Source organism: Qingrenia yutianensis (assembly GCF_014385105.1).
Classification (GTDB): domain Bacteria; phylum Bacillota; class Clostridia; order UMGS1810; family UMGS1810; genus Qingrenia; species Qingrenia yutianensis.
The window spans coordinates 1-19,860 of sequence record NZ_JACRTE010000004.1; the positions used below are offsets into that span (position 1 = coordinate 1).

At 45.7% G+C, this 19,860-nt stretch carries 18 protein-coding genes, 1 tRNA gene and 1 rRNA gene; 2 read left to right on the top strand and 18 right to left on the bottom strand.

The genetic code is table 11. The features are described 5' to 3' along the window. Positions 1-113, top strand: a 5S ribosomal RNA gene (gene rrf / locus H8706_RS04350); the annotation flags it as partial. A 7-nt stretch (positions 114-120) separates the two neighbouring features. Further along, positions 121-196 (top strand) — tRNA-Asn (locus H8706_RS04355). A 275-nt stretch (positions 197-471) separates the two neighbouring features. On the opposite strand, the gene H8706_RS04360 is transcribed toward H8706_RS04355, so the two are convergent. From H8706_RS04360 to H8706_RS04445, 18 genes are all read right to left on the bottom strand, one after another. Continuing rightward, on the bottom strand, positions 472-1,113 hold the full coding sequence (locus tag H8706_RS04360) for a CatB-related O-acetyltransferase (RefSeq protein ID WP_262431647.1): 642 nt from the start codon (positions 1,111-1,113) through the stop codon (positions 472-474). A gap of 352 nt (positions 1,114-1,465) precedes the next feature. After that, positions 1,466-2,008 carry a ComEA family DNA-binding protein gene (locus tag H8706_RS04365; protein ID WP_262431815.1) on the bottom strand — a complete coding sequence of 181 codons (543 nt, stop codon included), beginning with the start codon at positions 2,006-2,008 and terminating at the stop codon, positions 1,466-1,468. Between the two features lies 1 nt (position 2,009). Then, positions 2,010-3,590, bottom strand: a complete 1,581-nt coding sequence (gene cimA, locus H8706_RS04370; RefSeq protein ID WP_262431648.1) for a citramalate synthase — start codon at positions 3,588-3,590, stop codon at positions 2,010-2,012. Between the two features lie 16 nt (positions 3,591-3,606). Continuing rightward, positions 3,607-5,115, bottom strand: a complete 1,509-nt coding sequence (locus H8706_RS04375; RefSeq protein ID WP_262431649.1) for a 2-isopropylmalate synthase — start codon at positions 5,113-5,115, stop codon at positions 3,607-3,609. Between the two features lie 28 nt (positions 5,116-5,143). Beyond that, on the bottom strand, positions 5,144-5,644 hold the full coding sequence (locus H8706_RS04380; protein ID WP_262431650.1) for a shikimate kinase: 501 nt from the start codon (positions 5,642-5,644) through the stop codon (positions 5,144-5,146). Then, complete coding sequence (gene aroQ / locus H8706_RS04385; RefSeq protein ID WP_262431651.1) at positions 5,637-6,080, bottom strand: type II 3-dehydroquinate dehydratase; 444 nt, start codon at positions 6,078-6,080, stop codon at positions 5,637-5,639. The genes H8706_RS04380 and aroQ overlap by 8 nt, the downstream gene beginning before the upstream one ends. Continuing rightward, the gene (locus H8706_RS04390) at positions 6,077-6,850 is read right to left on the bottom strand and encodes a shikimate dehydrogenase family protein (protein WP_262431652.1); all 774 of its coding nucleotides are present in this window, start codon (positions 6,848-6,850) and stop codon (positions 6,077-6,079) included. The genes aroQ and H8706_RS04390 overlap by 4 nt, the downstream gene beginning before the upstream one ends. Next, entirely contained in the window at positions 6,847-7,947 is a 1,101-nt protein-coding gene (pheA, locus tag H8706_RS04395) for a prephenate dehydratase (RefSeq protein ID WP_262431653.1), read from the bottom strand. The genes H8706_RS04390 and pheA overlap by 4 nt, the downstream gene beginning before the upstream one ends. 15 nt (positions 7,948-7,962) lie before the next feature. Next, positions 7,963-9,021, bottom strand: coding sequence for a chorismate synthase (gene aroC, locus H8706_RS04400; RefSeq protein ID WP_262431654.1), 1,059 nt, complete (start codon positions 9,019-9,021; stop codon positions 7,963-7,965). A gap of 3 nt (positions 9,022-9,024) precedes the next feature. After that, entirely contained in the window at positions 9,025-10,287 is a 1,263-nt protein-coding gene (gene aroA / locus H8706_RS04405; protein ID WP_262431655.1) for a 3-phosphoshikimate 1-carboxyvinyltransferase, read from the bottom strand. After that, positions 10,275-11,327: a 3-dehydroquinate synthase gene (aroB, locus tag H8706_RS04410; protein ID WP_316636531.1), complete on the bottom strand. Its 1,053-nt coding sequence runs from the start codon at positions 11,325-11,327 to the stop codon at positions 10,275-10,277. Before aroB ends, aroA begins: the two co-directional genes overlap by 13 nt. Positions 11,328-11,551: 224 nt before the next feature. Then, the gene (thrC, locus tag H8706_RS04415; RefSeq protein ID WP_262431657.1) at positions 11,552-13,045 is read right to left on the bottom strand and encodes a threonine synthase; all 1,494 of its coding nucleotides are present in this window, start codon (positions 13,043-13,045) and stop codon (positions 11,552-11,554) included. A gap of 157 nt (positions 13,046-13,202) precedes the next feature. Then, entirely contained in the window at positions 13,203-13,745 is a 543-nt protein-coding gene (gene pgsA, locus H8706_RS04420) for a CDP-diacylglycerol--glycerol-3-phosphate 3-phosphatidyltransferase (RefSeq protein ID WP_262431658.1), read from the bottom strand. Next, entirely contained in the window at positions 13,742-15,070 is a 1,329-nt protein-coding gene (gene rimO, locus H8706_RS04425) for a 30S ribosomal protein S12 methylthiotransferase RimO (RefSeq protein ID WP_262431659.1), read from the bottom strand. Before rimO ends, pgsA begins: the two co-directional genes overlap by 4 nt. A 12-nt stretch (positions 15,071-15,082) precedes the next feature. Further along, the gene (locus H8706_RS04430; protein ID WP_262431660.1) at positions 15,083-15,694 is read right to left on the bottom strand and encodes a regulatory protein RecX; all 612 of its coding nucleotides are present in this window, start codon (positions 15,692-15,694) and stop codon (positions 15,083-15,085) included. Further along, on the bottom strand, positions 15,694-16,821 hold the full coding sequence (gene recA, locus H8706_RS04435) for a recombinase RecA (RefSeq protein WP_262431661.1): 1,128 nt from the start codon (positions 16,819-16,821) through the stop codon (positions 15,694-15,696). Before recA ends, H8706_RS04430 begins: the two co-directional genes overlap by 1 nt. 111 nt (positions 16,822-16,932) lie before the next feature. Further along, positions 16,933-17,586 (bottom strand): bifunctional 2-keto-4-hydroxyglutarate aldolase/2-keto-3-deoxy-6-phosphogluconate aldolase, encoded by a 654-nt coding sequence (locus H8706_RS04440; protein ID WP_262431662.1) that lies wholly within the window; start codon positions 17,584-17,586, stop codon positions 16,933-16,935. An 81-nt stretch (positions 17,587-17,667) separates the two neighbouring features. After that, on the bottom strand, positions 17,668-19,389 hold the full coding sequence (locus H8706_RS04445) for an MGH1-like glycoside hydrolase domain-containing protein (protein ID WP_262431663.1): 1,722 nt from the start codon (positions 19,387-19,389) through the stop codon (positions 17,668-17,670). Positions 19,390-19,860 lie beyond the last annotated feature (471 nt).

A 19,860-nucleotide genomic window follows, 5' to 3' on the forward strand; every position in this document is an offset into this window, starting at 1 on the left:
GCGGCGATGACGCAAAGGAAACACCCGTACCCATACCGAACACGGCAGTTAAGCTTTGTAGTGCCGAAAATACTTGGCTGGCGACGGCCCGGGAACATAGGAAGCTGCTAAGACAAACATTCCTCGTTAGCTCAGCCGGTAGAGCATGCGGCTGTTAACCGCAGGGTCGTTGGTTCGAGTCCAACACGGGGAGCCATATAAGGACAATAGTTTTGATACAAAGACTGTTGTTCTTTTTTTGTGCACAAAACGGCTTAACCGTGCGGTTTGTCGGCTTTGTGCGTGTCAGGGGTATGCATATAAATTCGCATTTTCAATCAGTAAACTACTAAATACTAACACTTTTGTATCTTTTTGTATACCATTGACACGGAAACAGCTTTTACTCCTTTCGGGCAACAAAAAAGAGCAACCCTGCGATTGCTCTGAGTTGCGATATTAAATTTTAATCTGCTGATAAACCGAAATTTGTCAGCCTAATTGCTTTTTGATTTCAGCTTTCACTTTATCCAAATCACTGCAAGTCAAGATTGGAATCAGCCGGTTGATTTCGTCAATGCTCCTATCCCACCACTTGAATCTCAGCAGCAATTCAATCAGTTCATCGTCAAAGCGTTTTTGAATTGCTCTTGCAGGATTCCCAACGACCTTCGTATATGGTGGAACATCACTTCCCACAACGCTGTTTGCACCAATGATTGCACCATCTCCAATGTGAACGCCGGGAAGGATTACCGAATTTTGCCCGATCCAAACATCATTTTCGATAATGGTATCTCCTTTTAATGGCAGATCCGTCTTTGCAAGCGGCGACATTTCCCATCCCTCCAAGGTATAGAACGGGAATGTAGAGACGGCGTTCATCTGATGGTTTGCACCGTTCATCACAAACTCAACTCCGGCGGCGATTTGACAGAACCTTCCGATGATGAGTTTGTCATCATTCCACTCGTATAAGTGTGAAACATGACTTTCAAAATCCGAATCGGCAGTATAAGTAAAGTCCCCGACAATAATATTCGGATTTGTAATCGTCGGCTTCACATATATTTCTTTATCATACCCTGCAATTGGATGGATTGTATTGGGGTTTGGGTGTTTTCCGTCTTTCATCTTAACTACCTCTTCAAATTACGATTTATTGTTTCAATAATTCTATCACACATTGCAGATTAAAACAATGGGGTGATATAAATTTCTTGCTTTTGCACAATACATTTTTGACGCTATATGAAAATTGTATTTTGCGTATATCATAAAAATATACGGACGGTCAAGCCGATAAAAAATTTATTCATCTTCAAACAAGCTTTCCATAGGTACATTGAGAATTTTGGAAATGACAAAAACGGAAATTTAGATGCAATAAGTGACACGCCCTCTGACTTCGAACAAGAGAGAAATGATGAGGGATATTGATTAAAAATGTGAAAATGCAAAACCCGCGGTGATTTTTCACCGTGGGTTACTGCACTGTTATATAACTTTTAATTTTTGCGAAAGTTTTATCGCCGATACCTTTAACCTTTATAATATCTTCAAGATTTTCAAAATTGCCGTTTTGCGCGCGGTAATCGTAAATTTTCTGTGCGAGAGTGTCGCTTATTCCCGGGATTGTTTTAAGCGTTTCGACGTCGGCAGAATTGATATTCACCGCACCGCTCGGCGTAATTGAAAAATCCTCGCCCGATTTCGGCACGAAAATCTCGTCGCCGTCCTTTATGACGCGTGCAAGATTTATCCTGTCAAGGTCGGCGCCATCACTTGCACCGCCTGCCGATTTTATCGCGTCGCTCACGCGGTCGCCTTCGGTGAGGGTATACGTTCCCGCGTTTTTCACGGCGCCTTTGACGTGCACTGTTGCGCTGTCGTTAATTTCGGTTGAAACAAGTTTTGATTTGCGGTTTAAGTCGGTATATCTTCCGGAAAATTTCTGCACAGCCGTTCCGCCGATGCCGACGGCGATGAACAAAACTATCACCAAAAGAAGTTTCAGCCATTTGTTCATTTTATTCAATTTTTTGTTTCTCCTTTTCGGAATCCTTGATTATTTTCAGCTCAATCGAATCGACAAGCGCAATCCAGCTTGCCTTGATAACGTCATCCGACACGCCGACCGTCGTCCAGCGTTCCTTGCCGTCCGCCGATTCAATAAGCACGCGGACTTTCGACGCGGTTGCGTTGGAGTCGATAACCCTAACTTTGTAGTCCAAAAGTTTAACGTTTTTAATCTGCGGATAAAACACCTCCGCCGCCTTTCGCAGAGCCTTGTCCAGCGCATTGACAGGACCGTTGCCCTCAACCGCGGTGATTTCCGACTTGCCGTCCACGCTTATGCTGATGAGCGCGGTGGTGAGATTACTGCTCCTGCTGCTGTCCTGCTCACTCAAAATTCTGAACATATTAAGCGTGAAAACGGTGGAATATTTGCCGATAATTTTGCGTATAACCAGCTCCGCACTGCCCTCTGCCGCCTCAAACTGATAGCCGAGGTGTTCAAGTTCTTTAAACCTGCGCGTAATTTTGGCAACGCTCGGATCGCTTTTTTTGATTTCGGGGAAAAGGCGCTGAATTTTTGAATAAACCGCGCTTTTTCCGCTCACCTCCGAAACGAGAATACGGCGCTTGTTGCCCACCGTTTCGGGCGGAATGTGTTCAAACGACGACGGCTCTTTGCATACCGCGTCGATGTGCATACCGCCTTTGTGCGCGAATGCGTTTCTGCCGACATACGGCGCGTTGGGCGAAAGCGTCTGATTTGCGACGTCTGAAACGTAAACGCACGCCGAGGTGAGATTTTTTAAATTTTCGCCGATAACGTTATGTTCCATTTTTGTTTGAAGGTTGCCTATAACCGTAGCAAGATTTGCGTTTCCGCAACGTTCTCCGCACCCCGTGAGCGTACCCTGAATCATTACCGCACCGCCCCGAACCGCCGAGATTGAGTTTGCAACCGCCATTCCGCAGTCGTCGTGGCAGTGTATTCCGAGCATATTTTTGTATTTCGGTGCAAGTTCAGCAACGATTTTTTCCACCTCGTCGGGGAATGCCGCGCCGTTGGTGTCGCACAGAATTATCCTCGACGCACCGCCGAAATACGCCGCCTCAAGCGTTTTCAGCGCGTACTCTTTATTATGTTTGCAGCCGTCAAAAAAATGCTCCGCGTCGTAGAAAACCTCTTTGCCGTTTTCTTTAAGATAGCAGACCGTGTCGTAAATCATATTGAGATTTTCGTAAAGCTCGGCGCTCAAAATATCGGTGACGTGAAAATCCCACGACTTGCCGAAAACAGTGACAATATCGGTGTTCGCGGCAATCAGGTTTTTAAGTCCTTCGTCCTCCGACACCTCGGTGTGCGCACGGCGTGTACTGCCGAATGCAACGATTTTCGAATTTATAAAATTTTCGCTTTTCAGTTCCTTGAAAAATGCCGTTTCTTTGGGGTTTGACGCCGGATTTCCCGCCTCAATATAGCTAATTCCCAGCTCATCTAATTTTTTCGCGATTTTCAGCCTGTCCTCGTTGCTCATACTTATGCCCTGCGACTGAACGCCCTCGCGCAGAGTACAGTCGAAGATTTCAATTTTCATTTTCAGTACCCTCCTTTTAAATCACCGCCTCAAGCTTGTTCACAGCGTCGATATACGCAAAAATGCTCGCCTCGATAACGTCGGTGCTCAATCCTCTGCCTTTGAAATAGCGGCCGTTGTATTTAAGTCGGACGAGCGCTTCGCCGAGCGAATCCACGCCCTGTGTGATTGAGCGGATATTGTAGTCGTCAAGCTCGGGCGTAACGCCTGCGATTTTCTCAATCGCCTTGAATGACGCGTCAACAGGGCCGTCGCCGATTGCAACGTCCTCAACGTCTTTTCCGCCGGCCGAAACGGTGAGAACCGCGGTGCTTGTGATGGTGTTGCCGACGTTGATAACAAAGCGCTTGAGCTTGTATTTTTCCTCGCCGACCGAAATTTTATTTTGAACGAGCGCCTCCAAATCGCGCTCGGTGATGGTTTTTTTCTTGTCGCACAACTGCTTGAATTTTTTGAAAAGTTCCTTTTCTTCCTCTTTTGTCACAACGTGATTGTTCTCGGCGAGCCAGTTTTCAAACGCGTGCCTGCCGGAATGTTTGCCGAGAATAAGCTGTTGTTCCTTGTAGCCGACTTCTTCGGGAGTCATAATTTCGTAGGTCGCCTTGTTTTCCATCACGCCGTGCTGATGTATGCCTGCCTCGTGCAGAAACGCGTTTTTGCCGACGATTGCCTTGTTCGGCTGAACGACCGAGCCTGTAACCGCGCTGACCGTGCGCGACGACGGCACGATAAACTGCGTGTTTATGCCCGTTTTCGCGTTGTAGAAATTGTTGCGGACGTTTAATGCCATAACGATTTCCTCCATAGCCGCGTTGCCGGCGCGCTCGCCTATGCCGTTTATGGTACATTCCACCTGTCGCGCGCCCGATTTCACCGCCGCGAGAGAGTTTGCCGTCGCAAGACCGAGGTCGTTGTGGCAATGCACCGAAAGGGTGATTTTTTCGGGCGAAACAATGTTTTCAAGGATTTTTGATATAAACGCGGAAAATTCGAGCGGTGTGGAATATCCCACCGTGTCGGGGATATTTATGGTCGTTGCGCCTGCTTTTATCGCCGTGTTGAGCGCTCGGATAAGGAAGTCAAATTCACTGCGCGTCGCGTCCTCGGCAGAAAATTCAATGTCGGAAAACTTGGTTTTTGCGTATTTCACCGAGTTTTCAATGCTCGACAAAACCTCGTCGGGCGACATTTTGAGTTTGTACTGCATATGTATGGGAGATGTTGCGATGAACAGGTGCAGACGCGGATTTTGCGCATTTTTAAGCGCGTCGAACGACAGGTCGATGTCGTTTTCCACAAGGCGCGAAAGTCCTGCGACGGTCGCGTTTGTCACGATTTTCGATATTTCCTCAATCGACGTGAAATCGCCCTTGCTGGACGCCGCGAAGCCTGCCTCGATAATATCGGCGTTGAGTTTTTCGAGTTGGCGCGCAACCTGAAGTTTTTCTTTCAAATTCATTGTGCATCCGGGCGACTGTTCGCCGTCGCGCAATGTTGTGTCAAAAATTTTTACAGTTTCCGTCATCGCAAATTTCTCCTTTGCAAATTTTTTGTCATTTAACAATTTTCCTCAAAATTTCAAAAATTTTTTCTTTCGCCTCGTCCTCACTGCCGGTATTGACGCACACGAAATCCGCGGCGGAAAAATACAAATCCTTCCGCTCGCCGTACAGCTTGAAAATCGCGGTCTTATCCTTTAAAAGAGGACGGTTCAAAAGGGCGGAATTTTTCAAAATATTCTCGGGCGGTGTGTCGATAAACACAATTTTTCCGCTGTTTTTCATAATTTCAATGTTTTTTGCGTTTTTGACAATTCCTCCGCCCGCCGCAACGAAAATACCGTCTTTTTCCGCGATTTCCGAAAGGCATTCGCTCTCGCATTTTCTGAAAAAATCCTCGCCGTGCTTTTCAAAAATTTCGGGAATTGTCATTTTTAATTTTTGTTCGATATATTCGTCGAGGTCGGTGTATTCTTTTGAAAATTCTTTCGACGCCGATTTTGCGAGCGTGGTTTTTCCGCACCCCGGCATACCGATAAAATAAATATTATTCATAGTTTTTAATCCTGTCTATAAGCGCGTCAACCGCCATTTTGTAGCCGAAAAATCCAAATCCGGCAATTTGTCCGACGCAGTTTTGCGCGGTGTACGAAATTTTTCTGAACTCGTCGCGCGCCGAAATATTTGACAAATGCACCTCAACGCACGGCGTGTCCACCGCCTTTATCGCGTCCGCGATTGCAATGCTGTAATGCGTGTATGCCGCGGGATTTATCACAATTCCGTCAAAGCCGTCAAAATACGCGGTGTGTATCGCGTTGACGATTTCGCCCTCAATGTTGGACTGAAACGGCACAATGTCAATATTTTTCTCCTCCGCGTATTTCTTTAACATCTCCAAAAGGTTTGCATACGTGTTTTCGCCGTAAATGTCAGGCTCGCGGATACCGAGCATATCAATGTTGGGTCCGTTGATTACCATAATTTTCATAATTTTTTCACCTCGTCAAAAACTTTTTCGTTTATCTCTTTTTCAAACGGTATTTTTTGCCAGATGCTCTGCGCGTAAATACCTTGCGAAACCAGCATATAAAGCCCGTTTACCGCCTTTTTGCCCTCGGCCGCCGCACGGCGCAGAAGAAGCGTTTTTTCGGGATTGTAGATAAGGTCGAACACCGCCGAAAAGTTGACTTTTTCAATCGGGCAGGCGTCAATGTCCGGATACATTCCCACGGGAGTTGCGTTAATCAGCACGTCGCCCGAAATGATGTCGTCATAGGTTTTGGTCAAAATTCCGTCGTGGATTTTGCGTTTGCGCGACACGAAAACCACCGACTTTGCATTAAGATGCAGACACGCCGCTTTTACCGCCGCGCTTGCACCGCCCGTGCCGAGAATTACAACGTCCTTGTTTTCAATTTCAATTTTATACCGTTCAAAGGTTTTTATAATGCCGAAAAAATCGGTGTTGTATCCGCAAAGTCTGCCGTTTTCGGGCTTGATTGTGTTCACCGCGCCGATTTTTTCCGCCTCGGGCGAAAGATAGTCGAGGTAGGGGATAACGTCCTTTTTGTACGGAATTGTGACGTTAATTCCGTCATAACCTTTCGCGAGAAGCTTTTTAAACTCCAAATCGAAATTTTCTTTTTTGATTTCGATTAAATCGTAGGTTGAATTACTGCCCTTTATTTCAAAATATTTTTCGTGCAGAATTTTAGAAAGTGAATGTCCGAGTTTTTCGCCTATCAATGCGTATTTCACGAATGAACGCTCCTTCTTTTGTAGTTTCCGAGATATTTGAACGCTTTTGCAAATTCTTTCGCCTTGTCCACCGCGTTTTTTACGTTTTCGTCGTCGATATTTCCGTCAAAATCAATGAAAAACATATATTCAAACGGGTTTTTGTGGTCGGGGCGCGACTCGATTTTTGTAAGATTTATGCCCTCGTCTTTAAAAATTTTGATAAGTTTGTAAAGCATACCCGTTTTGTCGTCCAGCGACACAACCGCGCTGTTATTGTCGGCGTTTTCGTTTTTGTCAAACTTTTTTGAAAGCACGATAAATTTCGTGTAGTTGTCAAGGTCGGTGTTTACGTTCGCGGCAAGAATGTCGAGATTGTAAATTTTCGCCGCGCTCTCGCCTGCCAGCGCCGCAATGTCGGTCTTTTCGCTCTCGCTCACAAATTTTGCCGAAAGCGCGGTGTTAAGGTAGGGAATGGCGTTATATCCGTTGAAATCTATAAATTTTTTGCACTGCGAAATTGCCTGCGGATGGGAGTAAACCGTTTTAATTTCGTCTTTTTTCACGCCTTTTTTCGCCATAAGATGCTGTGAAACTTTCAGGAAAATTTCGTCCTTGATGTAGAAATCGTACTTGCACAAAAGGTCGTAAACGTCCACAACCGCGCCTGTGGTGGAATTTTCAAACGGAATTACCGCAAGGTCGGCGCCGTCGTTTAAAAGCAGACGGAAAACATCCTCGGTGGTGGCACAGCCGACGGGTTTTACCGACAAAAGATTTTCGGAATATTTTAAAACCGCCTCGTATGTAAAGCTCCCCTCAATGCCGAAATACGCGATTTTCACCGCGTGACCTGCGTTGTCCGCCTGATATTTTCGGCTTATGCGCATCATATTTTCAAAAAAATCCTCGGTGTACGGCGCGAGATTTTTATCTTTCAAATTCGCCGCCGCCTTTTCGATTACGGCTTTTTCTCTGCCTGCATTAAGGACGGGCAAGCCGTGCTCCTCTTTATATTTTCCGATATTCTGCGCGTTTTTCATACGCTCTTCAAAAAGACGCACCATTTCCTTGTCGATTTTGTCGATATTTTGTCTGTATTCGTCAAGCTTGTCCATTTTAAAAAACTCCTTTTAGCTGATAATATCGTAAATGACCATAGCCGTTGCCGCCTCGATTGCCGCAGCCGCGCGCGGAACAATGCACGAATCGTGGCGTCCCTCCAGCGTGAGCGCGGTGTTTTCTTTGGTTTTAACGTTAATCGTGTCCTGCGTTTTGAAAATCGACGGCGTGGGTTTTACCGCAACTCTGAAAATTATCGGCGCGCCGTTTGTAATTCCGCCGACAATTCCGCCGTTGTTGTTCTTTTTAACGCGCACGTTTTTGTTTTCGTCGTAGTAATAATTGTCGTTTGCCTCAAATCCCGTAAGGTGCGTGATGTCAAAGCCTCTGCCGAATTCAATGCCCTTGACCGCCGGAATTGAGAACATCATTTTTGAAATTTCGCTCTCAACCGAGCCGAAAAACGGGTTGCCGAACCCTGCGTCAACACCGCACACCGCAACCTCGACGATACCTCCGCACGAGTTTTTGTCCGCGCGCACGCTCTCGATGTACGACAGCATTTCGTCCTTGATTTTTTCGCTTGTTACGGGGAAAAATCCGAGCTCGCCGATAGATGCTCCGTCATCTTCCAAAAAACTTTTGTCGCGGATATTTCCGATTGAAAGAATGTGCGGATAAATAAAAATTCCCTTTTTTTCAAGTTCATTTTTGAAAATCGCGCCGGCAAAGGTGAGGGGCGCGGTAATTCTGCCCGAAAAATGTCCGCCGCCTCGGTGGTCGGCAAAGCCTTTAAACTTCACATATGCGCCGTAGTCCGCGTGGGACGGACGCATAACGCTTGCAAGCTCGGAATAGTGACCGCTTTTTGTGTCGGCGTTGCGGATTTCAAACGCAAGAGGCGCACCCGTCGTTATGCCGTCAACAACGCCCGACAGAATTTCGTATTTGTCCGCCTCGGCGCGCTGTGTGGAGTATACCGCGCGGTGGTTGCGTTTTTTCATCATCTGGTCTATTTTCTCAAAATCCAGCTTTGTGCCGGGCTTTATTCCGTCGATAATTCCGCCGATTGCAACGCCGTGCGACTCGCCGAAAATGGAAAATTTAATGTTATTGCCGAAAATATTCATCTTTTAACACCTCGTCTGATAGGTAAAATCTTTGTAGTCGTCATAAAAATTGGGGTACGATTTTTCAATGCACATAGGGTTTGAAACGGTGATTTTCCCGTCCGTGCAAAGCGACGCGGCGCAGAGCGCCATTGCCGTGCGGTGGTCGTTGAACGAGTCAAATTCACCGCCGTTAAAGGTTTTTACACCGTTTATTTTTATGAAATTATCGCCCGAAACGCATTTCGCGCCGAGCTTGTTAAGCGTTGTGACAATCGCCTGTTCGCGGTCACATTCCTTGATTTTTAAACGGTTTGTGCCTGTTAAAACCGTTTCGCCATCGGCGTGCGCGCATATCACCGCAAAAACGGGAGCGATGTCGGGACAGTCCGAAACGTCGAACGTTTTGCCCGATTTAAGGCACGACTTTTCCGCCGTGATTTTGCTTTCGTAAACGGTGATTTTTCCGCCGAGCTCTTTGCAGTATTCGATAATTTTTTTGTCGCCCTGGAGCGACTTTATGTCGAGATTGAGCATTTCAACCTTACCGCCGAAAAGCCCTGCCGCAACGAACGGACAGCACTGCGAAAAGTCGCCGGGGACGGACACGTTTATTGGCATAAATTTTTGATTTTTCTTTATTTTAAATGTTTTGTAATTGTCGTTTTCAATTTCAATACCGCTCATTTTCAAAACGTCCAGCGTGATGCCGATATACGGTTTTGACAAAAGCGGAGTTGTGATGTTAATTTCCGAGTCGCCGTGAGTGAGCGCGAGCGCATACAAAAGGCCCGTCACAAACTGCGACGAAACGTCGCCCCGTACGTCGTAAATTCCGCTCGGAAGTTTTGATTTAACATCGAAATATTCGCCGGTTTTGTAGTCGTACAAAATGCCTTTTTTGTCAAAAATTTCGGTGTAAACGTCAAGCGGACGGTGCATAAGCCGTCCTGCACCCGTGATGTGCGCTTTTATGTTTTTCGCCGCCAGAATGGGAATGACAAAACGGAGCGTTGACGCGGATTCGCTGCAGAAAATATCGGCGGTTTCGGGCGATTTTCCGCCCTTTATTTCGGCGAAATTTTCACCGCGGAAAACCGACGCACCGCACTTTTCGGCAAAATCGAGCGTAGCGGTGACGTCTTTTGAATAGAGCAGATTGTCTATGCGCGAAATTCCGTCGGACAGTGCCGCGGAAAGTATCATTCTGTGCGAATACGACTTCGACGGGGGCGCGGAAATCCGCTTTTTAAAGTCTTTTTTGCCTGATAAAATCAATTTTTCCATAAGAAATTTTCCTTTTTATTAAGCTTTAAAATTTTTGCTTTTCCTATTTTTTCCAAAACAACGTAATTTATATAATCGGTTCCGCTTTTTTTGTCCAAAAGAAGCGTTTCTTCGGCGCTTTCGCGCGGAATTTCGGGTTCGTCAAACATAAGCGAGTATTTTTCGAGAAGATTTTTGAGCGCATCGTATGTGCCTTTTTCGCAAATTCCGTTTTCCTCCGAAATTTTTGTAATATGCGCCATACCGATTGCCACCGCCTCGCCGTGGCTGTATTTTTCGTAGTTGAAATATTTTTCAACCACGTGACCGTAGGTGTGACCGAAATTCAACAACATTCGCTCGCCCGTGTCAAACTCGTCATTTTCCACGATAATTCGCTTAATATCCACGCACCGTGCAATGACTTTTTCAAGATTTGCGCTCAAATTTTCCCTGTCGCAAAGGGTGTCGAAAAGCACCTTGTCGTAGATTGCGCCGTACTTTATAACCTCCGCCATACCGCAGTTGAACACGCTTTCGGGGAGGGTTTTGAGCATAAACGGGTCGATAACGACAAGGTGGGGCGGATAGAAACAGCCGGCAAGATTTTTGCCCTCGGGAAGGTCGATTGCAACCTTTCCGCCCACCGAGCTGTCAACCTGTGCGAGCAGAGTTGTTGGGATTTGAATAAGGCGCACACCGCGCAGAAACGTCGCCGCGGCAAAACCCGTTAAATCTCCGCAAACACCGCCGCCGAGCGCAACAACGGTATCTTTGCGCGAAATTTTGTTTTCGGCAAGGCAGGAATAAATTTTAAAAAGCATTTTTCCGCATTTGGATTTTTCGCCCGACGGCAAAACGAAATATAAAAATTCAATGCCGTTTTTTTCGAGCATTTTCTTTAAATTTTCGCCGAAAATGTCAAAAACGTTTTGGTCGATTACAAAAAACACCTTTGTGCCGTTTGCAAAATTTTTGATGATTTCGCCTGTTTTTCCGAAAATTCCGTCCTCAATCAATATGTCATAATTTCGCGTGCTTGCCTTAACGTTAATCACTATTTTATCAAATCCTTTTATAAAAATATAAGCCCATTTACGCAATGTAAATGAGCTTTTGCAATGCAAAATATTTATACGCTTAAACTCATTCGCATATACTTTTTTCTATCATAAAGTAACCCAATCCGAAAAGAATTAGGCTGATAATAAAGTAAATTGTAAAAGAGTAAGCAGTCATAGTTTTATCTCCGTGTTTTTTATATAAACAGTATAAATGAAAGGCGCTATTTTGTCAAGAATTTTTTGGTTTCGCTCCACAAATTGTCCTTCGCACAGGTGGTGTTAAAGCGGATAAATTTGCTCTTTAATCCGGCAAGCGATTTGGGAACATCAAGACCGCTGATTTGGTGCAGAAGGTCAATAAGTTCAAATTCGCCCTCGGGAAGCTCGCCGTCTGAAATTGCCTCAAGCACCGCTTTGTTGAATTTATACGGGTTTGCGGTGGACGCGATAACGGTTTTGGTAGTGTCGCCGGTTTCTTTTGTGTATTTGTCGTACACGTTTTTCGCAACCGCGGTATGCGTGTCGATTGTGTAGTTATATTTTTCAAACGTCGATTTGATTGTGGCTTTTGTTTCTTCGTCGTCACAGTATCCTGCACGGAAAACGCTTGAAATTTTATCGAAAATATCTTTATCAACGCTGTATTTGCCGTTTTCCGAAAGCGACGTCATATATTCTTTCACGAGCCTGAAATTTTTGCCCGACATATGGAACAAAAGTCTTTCAAGGTTGCTGGAAATAAGAATGTCCATAGACGGCGAAATTGTGGTTTCAAACTTGCGGTTTTTGTCGTAAACGCCCGTTTTTATAAAGTCGGTGAGGACGTTGTTTTGGTTTGACGCGCAGATAAGCTTGTCAACGCAAAGTCCCATTTCTTTAGCGTAGTACGCCGCTAAAATGTTGCCGAAATTGCCCGTGGGAACGACGATATTTATTTTATCTCCGCACTTTATTTCGCCCGTTTTCACAAGGCGCGAATATGCGTAGAAATAGTAAACAATCTGTGGAACGAGTCTGCCCCAGTTTATGGAGTTTGCGCTGGAGAAAACATAGCCCAAATCCGACGCCTCGTTTATATATTCCTCGTTGCCGAAAATCTTTTTAACGCCTGTCTGTGCGTCGTCAAAGTTGCCGTCAACCGAAATTACGCTGACATTTGAGCCGTCCTGTGTTGCCATTTGCAGTTTCTGAATTTTTGAAACACCGCAAACGGGGTAGAACACCTGAATTTTTGTGTTTTTAACGTCTTTAAAGCCCTCCAAAGCGGCTTTTCCCGTGTCGCCCGACGTTGCAACAAGAATGATAACGTCTCTGTCCTCGCCCGTTTTTTTGATTGCTTTAACCAAAAAATGGGGGAGAATTTGAAGCGCCATATCTTTAAACGCGCAGGTAGGACCATGCCACAGCTCCAAAACAGACGCTTTACCGTCCAGCTTGTGAAGGGGCGCGATTTCATCCGACTCGAATTTTGCGCTTGTATACGCGCCGGCAACGCAGTCGGAAAGCTCCTCATCGGTGTAGTCGGTAAGATAGAGCGAGAGGATTTTTTTCGCAAGCTCTGCATATGAAAGAGAGGCAAAACCCTCAATTTCGCCGAGCGCAACCTGCGGAATTTCTTCGGGAACAAACAAACCGCCGTCGGGCGCTATTCCCGTTTTGATAGCCTCCGCACTGTCAACTTTATATTTATCGCTTCGGGTGCTGATGTATTTCATTTTATATCGTCCTTTCAGATAATAAAAACATTTTTCCTTTTAATTACGCTAATTTTATCACATAAAACCGAAAAAATCAAATTTTTTGTTTTATTATGTGAAAAAGTGATATTTTTCGCTTGAAAAACATCACTTTAATATATACTTTGTATAAAATTTACTTGGAATTTATCACCATATCCCAGTTTTTCGAGAGGTAAACATAGCCCGAATATATGGTGAAAAGCGCGGCTATGAGCATAACAATCCAGCCGAGCGTAAAGCTGCCGACAGAAACGGTCGGGAAAAGAAGCGCAATTATTGTCGCGAAAATCTGAATTACTGTTTTGATTTTGCCCGTCATTTCCGCAGCCATAACAACGCCGTTTGATATTGCCACAATTCGCAGTCCCGTCACGATAAACTCGCGCGCGATGATGATTATTGCCATATACGCGGGAATTCTCTGCAATTCAACAAGGCAGATGAGCGCCGACGCAATGAGAAGTTTGTCCGCAATGGGGTCTAAAAATTTGCCGAGGTCGGTCACCTGATTGTTTTTGCGCGCAAGGTAGCCGTCAATACCGTCGGTGAGCGCCGCAACCGCAAAAATCACCGCCGCGGCAATGTCGCAGCAGCTTAAACCGCGCGTCATAAGCACCGCTATGAAAAGCGGAATTAAAAATATTCTCACAAGTGTAATTTTGTTTGGCAAGTTCAAAAGATTACCTCCCCCGTAATGTCATAATCGTGTGCGTCAAGCACCTTTATTTTCACAATGTCACCGCTGTTTAATTCGTCCGCACTGTAAATGTACGCCGCCTCGTCAACCTCGGGCGTGTCGGCATACGTTCTGCCGATATAGCACAGCTCGCCCTCGTCGTATGAGTCGATTATCGCAAAAATTTCACTTCCGATTTTCACCTTGTTTTTCGCAAGCGAAATGCCGTTCTGCACCTTCATAAGAGCACCGCGCCGAGCGGATTTGACATTTTCGTCAATCTGATTTTCAAATCTTGCCGCGGCGGTGTCCTCCTCTTGGGAATAAGTGAAAATTCCGACCTTATCAAGCTTTTTGGCGGTAAGGAATTTTTTCAAAATTTCAAAGTCCTCCTCCGTTTCGCCGGGGAAACCCGAAATAAGCGACGTTCTGATTGCAATATCGGGGATTTTAGCACGCAGTTTGTCAATAAGAGCGTTTATCTCATCAAAACTGCTTTTTCTTCCCATTTTCTTCAAAATTCTGTCGCTCACGTGCTGGAGGGGCATATCAATGTATTTTACAACTTTGTCGTTTTTCGCAATTTCGTCAATCAGTTCATCGGTGATGTTTTCGGGATAGCAGTATTGCAGTCTTATCCATTCAATTCCGCCGATTTCCGAGAGTTTTTCAAGAAGATTTGCGAGCGCGTAACAGCCGTTGTCGCAACCGTAATAAGCTGTGTCCTGCGCGACCAGGATAAGCTCTTTCACACCGCTTTGCGCAAGCGCTTTCGCCTCGGCAATAATGCTTTTTTCCGCGCGCGAACGGTATTTTCCGCGAAGTTTCGGAATTATGCAGTAGGTGCAGTGATTGTCGCACCCATCGGCAATTTTAAGATACGCGTAGTGTTTCGGCGTTGAAAGCGCGCGGGGCAAATCATTTGTCACGTGCGCGTTTGCGTCGCTCACAAAAACGTCTTTTCTGCCGTTTTTGTAAAAATCGTCAATCGCCTCGGCAATGCGCGGATAATCGTTTGTGCCGAGAATTATGTCCGTCTCGGGGATTTCGTTTTTAATGTCGTCGGCATACCTTTGCGCAAGACAGCCCGTGACAACCAAAACCTCGCATTTGTCCGCTTTTTTCTGTGCCATTTCAAGTATCGCGTTGATGGACTCCTCTTTCGCACTGTCGATAAACGCGCAGGTGTTCACCACGATAACGTCCGCGTCGTCCGCGTCAGACGTGATTATGTAATTGTCGTTCTGCAAAAGTGCAAGCATTGTTTCGGTGTCGGTGAGATTTTTCGCGCACCCGAGCGAAACAAAACCGATTTTCTTCTTCAAATTGAAAACTCCTTATTTAAAACGGTCGATAACCGCGAAAATATCCGAAAAATTAAATCCGCGCGACGCAAAATAGCGCACCACGCGCTGTTTTTCTTTGTAGTCGGAAAAATCAATGTGCATAAACCTTTCGCGGATAATCTCCTCAATGTTTGAGCGCTCGTCGGTGTCCAAATCGTCAACCGCGTTTTGCGCAATTTCGCGCGGAACGCCCTTGTGCGTTAAGTCGGACACAATGCGGATTTTCCCGTGACGCTTGAACGAATAAGCCGATTTTGCGTATTCAAGTGCAAAAACCTCGTCGTCGATATATCCCAAACGCTCGAATTCGTCCAGCGCAATATCAATAATTTCCCTGTCGTATCCGTGCTTTGCAAGGTCGTCGAAAAGCATTTTTCTGCTCGCCGCTTTGCGGTTTATCACCTGCATAAGACGCATACGCGCTTTGGAAAGATTACATTCTTTGTTAAAAATTTCAATTTCGTTCTCGGTTATTTCGCTGCCGATTTTAACCTTCAAACGCACCATATCGGTGTCGTCGAGCGAAAACGAATATTTTCCGTCAACAAACACCGATACACGGTTTTTATTATTTTTTTGAGGTGTGATGTCGGTGATTTTCATTATTCGCCGTCACCGTCATAATTTTCCTCGGGCTTTGCCTCTTCCTCTTTCTCAACGGTTTTTTCGGCATACTTGTTTGCCTGGCGCTGTTTTTCCATTTCCTCGTTGTGAGCCGCCATAACCTTTTGAGTGATTTCGTCGATAAGTCCCTCGTGTTCTTTTAAGTAGAGCTTAACTTTTTCTTTGCCCTGACCGATTCTGTCGCCCTCATACGAGAACCACGAACCGCTTTTTTTGATGATGTCGTACGCAACCGCAACGTCGATTACGCATCCCTCTTTTGAAATGCCCTCGCCGTAGATGATGTCAAATTCTGCCTCTTTAAACGGGGGCGCCATTTTGTTTTTAACGATTTTAGCTTTTGTGATGTTTCCGATTTTCTGGTCGCCGACCTTAATCGGTTCACCGCGCCTTATTTCAATTCGTATGGACGAATAGAATTTTAACGCACGTCCGCCCGTTGTGGTTTCGGGGTTGCCGTACATAACGCCCACTTTTTCGCGGATTTGGTTTATAAAAACAGCCGCGGTGTTGCTTTTGCTCAAAATAGGCGTAAGCTTTCTGAGTGCCTGCGACATAAGGCGCGCGTGGAGTCCGACGAACGAATCGCCCATAAGACCTGCAATTTCGGCTTTCGGAACGAGCGCCGCAACCGAGTCGATAACGATAAGGTCGAACGCGTTGCTTCGCGCGAGCGCCTCGCATATTTCGAGAGCGTCGTCGCCCGAGTCGGGCTGTGAAACGATAAGCTTGTCAACGTCTACGCCGAGTTTGCGCGCATAAACAGGGTCAAGCGCGTGCTCCGCGTCGATAAACGCAACCTCGCCGCCGCGTTTTTGCGCCTCTGCGATGATGTGGAGCGAAACGGTGGTTTTACCCGACGATTCGGGACCGTAGATTTCGGTTACCCTGCCGCGCGGAATACCGCCTATGCCGAGCGCGATGTCTATGCAAAGCGCGCCGGTGGGGATAACGTCCACCTCTTTGAGCGGTGCCGAGCCCAGACGCATAATCGCGCCTTCGCCGTATTTTTTGTCTATCTGGCGTATCGCCTCGGCGATTGCCTTTTCTCTGCCCTCAACGTTGGCGTCGATGACGGTTATTTTCTTATCTTCTTTTTTTGCCATTTTGAGCCTCCCGGCATACAGTTTTCGTATGTCTTGAAAAATTAAATCATATATACATTTTATCAAACAAAGTGTACGATAAAACGTACACTTTGACCGTGTTTTGTAAAATTATCTTGCAAGCGACGCACGTGCGTTTTTGATGTTTTCAACAAACTGCCTGCCCGTTTCTGTGATTGCTTTGTAGTCGCCTGTTTTTGCGCCCTTTGTAAGCGAGCTTCCTGCGCCTACCGCAGCAACACCTGCTTTAATCCACTGTGCAACGTTGTTAACGTCAACACCGCCCGTCGGCATAATGTTTGCCTGGGGGATAGGTCCTTTGATAGCTTTAACCATTCCGGGGCCGAAAGAGTCGCCGGGGAAAAGTTTAATGATGTCAACGCCCATTTCAAGCGCCGCCACAACGTCTTTAATGGTCATAACGCCCGGCATACAGGGAATTGCATAACGGTTGCAAAGGCGAACCGTAGCTTCGTCGTAGCAGGGGCTTACTATGTACTGCGCGCCCGAAAGAATTGCAATTCGTGCGGTTTCCGCGTCGAGAACCGTGCCTGCGCCCAAAATCATCTCTCCGTTTTTGTATTCCGCGGCAAGCTCCTCAATAACTCTGTGTGCGCCGGGAACCGTGAATGTAAGCTCGATTGCGGGAACTCCGCCCTCAAGACACGCGTCCGATATTTTTTTTGCACTCTCTCCGTTTTCTGCTCTGACAACAGCCACAATGCCTGCGTCTTTGATTTTCTGAATAACTGTTTGTTTATCCATTTGCTTATACTTCCTTTCACTTATATATGGTTTGATTATACCACATATTTTTGATTTTTGCAATAGGTGAGCAAATAAATTTTACATACGGCAGAGCATCATAATTATCTCGGCGAAAACCGCGGCGGTAACGCCGTAGTCGCGGATATTTACGCGCTTAATTTCGGGAATGTACGCAAACGGCGCCTCGCCCGAGCATTTTATTTTCGACGGCGAAACTACAGAGCGCGAATCGTAAAATTCATACAAAACACCGCTGTTTTCGTATTGGCGCGCGATGTTTGACACAACGTCCGCCATAACTTTCTGCGCCTCTTTTTTGTAGCCGTAATCAAGCAGTGCAAGCGCGGTGAAATACGCAAAATACGGGTGCGCCGCACCGCGGTGGATACTGCCGTCGAATTTTTCTTCGTTCTTTGCAAGGCTCGGAACGGGGAAGGGCGTAAAAAATTCGTCGGTGTTGAATAGGTGCTTTGTTATGATTGAGTCGGCGCGCTTTTTATCGCAAAATCCCGCAAAAAGAGGCAGGAGCGACGCCGGGGTTTTAACCTTTATAAGCTTGTCGGTCGCGGCGCATCTGTCATAGTAAAATCCGTCGTCCTCGTCATAAAGATAACGGTTTGCTGCGTCTTTGATACGGTCGTAAATCACGCTCCAGTAAAGGTGTTCGCCCGCTTTTCCGAGAATTTCCGCAATCTCCGACAGCGCCTTTGCCTCGTTTGCCATACAGCACGAAAAGTCGATTGCATAAATTTTGGAAATGCCGTCAAAGCGCGGTGACGAGTCCATTCTGCTTTCCTCACAGCGGTTTTCGGTTTCGGAAATTCTTATTTTCCACTCAAAAAGCATTTTGTCCTCGCAGGCGCGCGTTTCTATAATATAGTTTAAATATTTTTTCAGTTTTTCAAAGCTTTCGGACAAAATTGAAATGTCGCCCTGTGACTTGAAAAGCTGTAATGTTTGATACGCAAGTATCGGCGGTTCGATGTTTTCGCCCTTGAAATCGGGTGTTGCCGAGCTTGGAATAAATCCGTTTTCATCCTGTAAATCAAGCGCCGACATAAGGCACTGTTTCGCAAGATCGGGCGAGATACAGCGCATTGAATACGCGCACATTGCCGTGCAGAACGGCGACATTTTTTCGCCGTTAAGGCGCGACGGAGTGCACCACATACCGTTGAAACTGCCGTCCGCCGAGTAGGCGAGCGACTTTAAAACCGACATACTTTTGCCGAAAATCGCCGAGATGTTTTTAGGCATATCTTCCACAATGGGGAGTTTTGCGAAAAAGTCGAGCTTGCCCGAAATTTCGCGGTTAACCTCGGTTGTGAATGCCTCCTCCGCGTCGGCAGGCGCATTTTTTCCGCACGCGAACGCAGACACGCGGTATGCTTCGTTTTCTTCGGAATAAAGCGCAAAAGTGCCGTTTTCGCCCGTGTATATTTCGGTGTTTCCTTTCCTTATATATTCAACGTCGCCGTCAAAAACGCATTTGAGCTTGTATGCTTTAAGACGGCGAACAAGCACGGCGTTCTGACGCACGAATATAAATTCAGCAGAGCTTATCGAGCCGTCGTTTGCCACAATGCTTGCCTTTATAAGGTCAGACGAAACCACCTCGAAAATTATGTCGGACACATTTTCAAACGCGATATACAAATATGCCTTAAGCGCCGTGTTAAAGCCTAATCCGAGCCTGTCCGACAAAAGATTTGCCGAAATTGCTTCATTATATATATTATTGCCGTCGAGTGCGGAAAACGCGAACGACGCGCCGCCGCCCCAAACATTTGGAAGTGCCATAGTTTTTCCTCCTTAAAACAGCCGAAATTATGCCGTTTTGCACGGGTAAAATGTGCTATTTTCGGCTAACTGCTTTTTATTGTACCATATTTTTTTAAATTATGCAACATTATCCGTGTATAAACCATATATAAACCGCATTTTTGGGCGAAAAAGACGTGAAAATAATACATTGGAACGATAATTTTTACCCGAAAATGTGCTTCGGTTTTTTATAAAAACGGTATTCTCTCCCCACTTTGATACGATTTTAAGTGATTTTACGTGCAAAACATGTCGAAAAAGGGGGATTTTTGAGTAATTTTATGCAAAATTGCAAAAAATTTCAGCAAACAAATGTAAAATTTAAAAATTTTACAAATTGTTTGTGCAAATCTGCACATTAAATTTATCAAACCTTGAAATTTGCCTTTGTTAAGGCAAATTTTAATATTGCATTTTTTGCGTAAAACTAAAAAATATCACTCAAAA

Coding starts and splice junctions, on each gene's coding strand:
- aroA (WP_262431655.1), bottom strand. CDS start 10,287: ATGGAAAAATTGATTTTATCAGGCAAAAAAGACTTTAAAAAGCGGATT.
- aroQ (WP_262431651.1), bottom strand. CDS start 6,080: ATGAAAATTATGGTAATCAACGGACCCAACATTGATATGCTCGGTATC.
- pheA (WP_262431653.1), bottom strand. CDS start 7,947: ATGGACAAGCTTGACGAATACAGACAAAATATCGACAAAATCGACAAG.
- thrC (WP_262431657.1), bottom strand. CDS start 13,045: ATGAAATACATCAGCACCCGAAGCGATAAATATAAAGTTGACAGTGCG.
- H8706_RS04445 (WP_262431663.1), bottom strand. CDS start 19,389: ATGGCACTTCCAAATGTTTGGGGCGGCGGCGCGTCGTTCGCGTTTTCC.
- H8706_RS04430 (WP_262431660.1), bottom strand. CDS start 15,694: ATGAAAATCACCGACATCACACCTCAAAAAAATAATAAAAACCGTGTA.
- H8706_RS04440 (WP_262431662.1), bottom strand. CDS start 17,586: ATGGATAAACAAACAGTTATTCAGAAAATCAAAGACGCAGGCATTGTG.
- recA (WP_262431661.1), bottom strand. CDS start 16,821: ATGGCAAAAAAAGAAGATAAGAAAATAACCGTCATCGACGCCAACGTT.
- H8706_RS04365 (WP_262431815.1), bottom strand. CDS start 2,008: ATGAACAAATGGCTGAAACTTCTTTTGGTGATAGTTTTGTTCATCGCC.
- H8706_RS04380 (WP_262431650.1), bottom strand. CDS start 5,644: ATGAATAATATTTATTTTATCGGTATGCCGGGGTGCGGAAAAACCACG.
- aroC (WP_262431654.1), bottom strand. CDS start 9,021: ATGAATATTTTCGGCAATAACATTAAATTTTCCATTTTCGGCGAGTCG.
- H8706_RS04375 (WP_262431649.1), bottom strand. CDS start 5,115: ATGACGGAAACTGTAAAAATTTTTGACACAACATTGCGCGACGGCGAA.
- H8706_RS04360 (WP_262431647.1), bottom strand. CDS start 1,113: ATGAAAGACGGAAAACACCCAAACCCCAATACAATCCATCCAATTGCA.
- cimA (WP_262431648.1), bottom strand. CDS start 3,590: ATGAAAATTGAAATCTTCGACTGTACTCTGCGCGAGGGCGTTCAGTCG.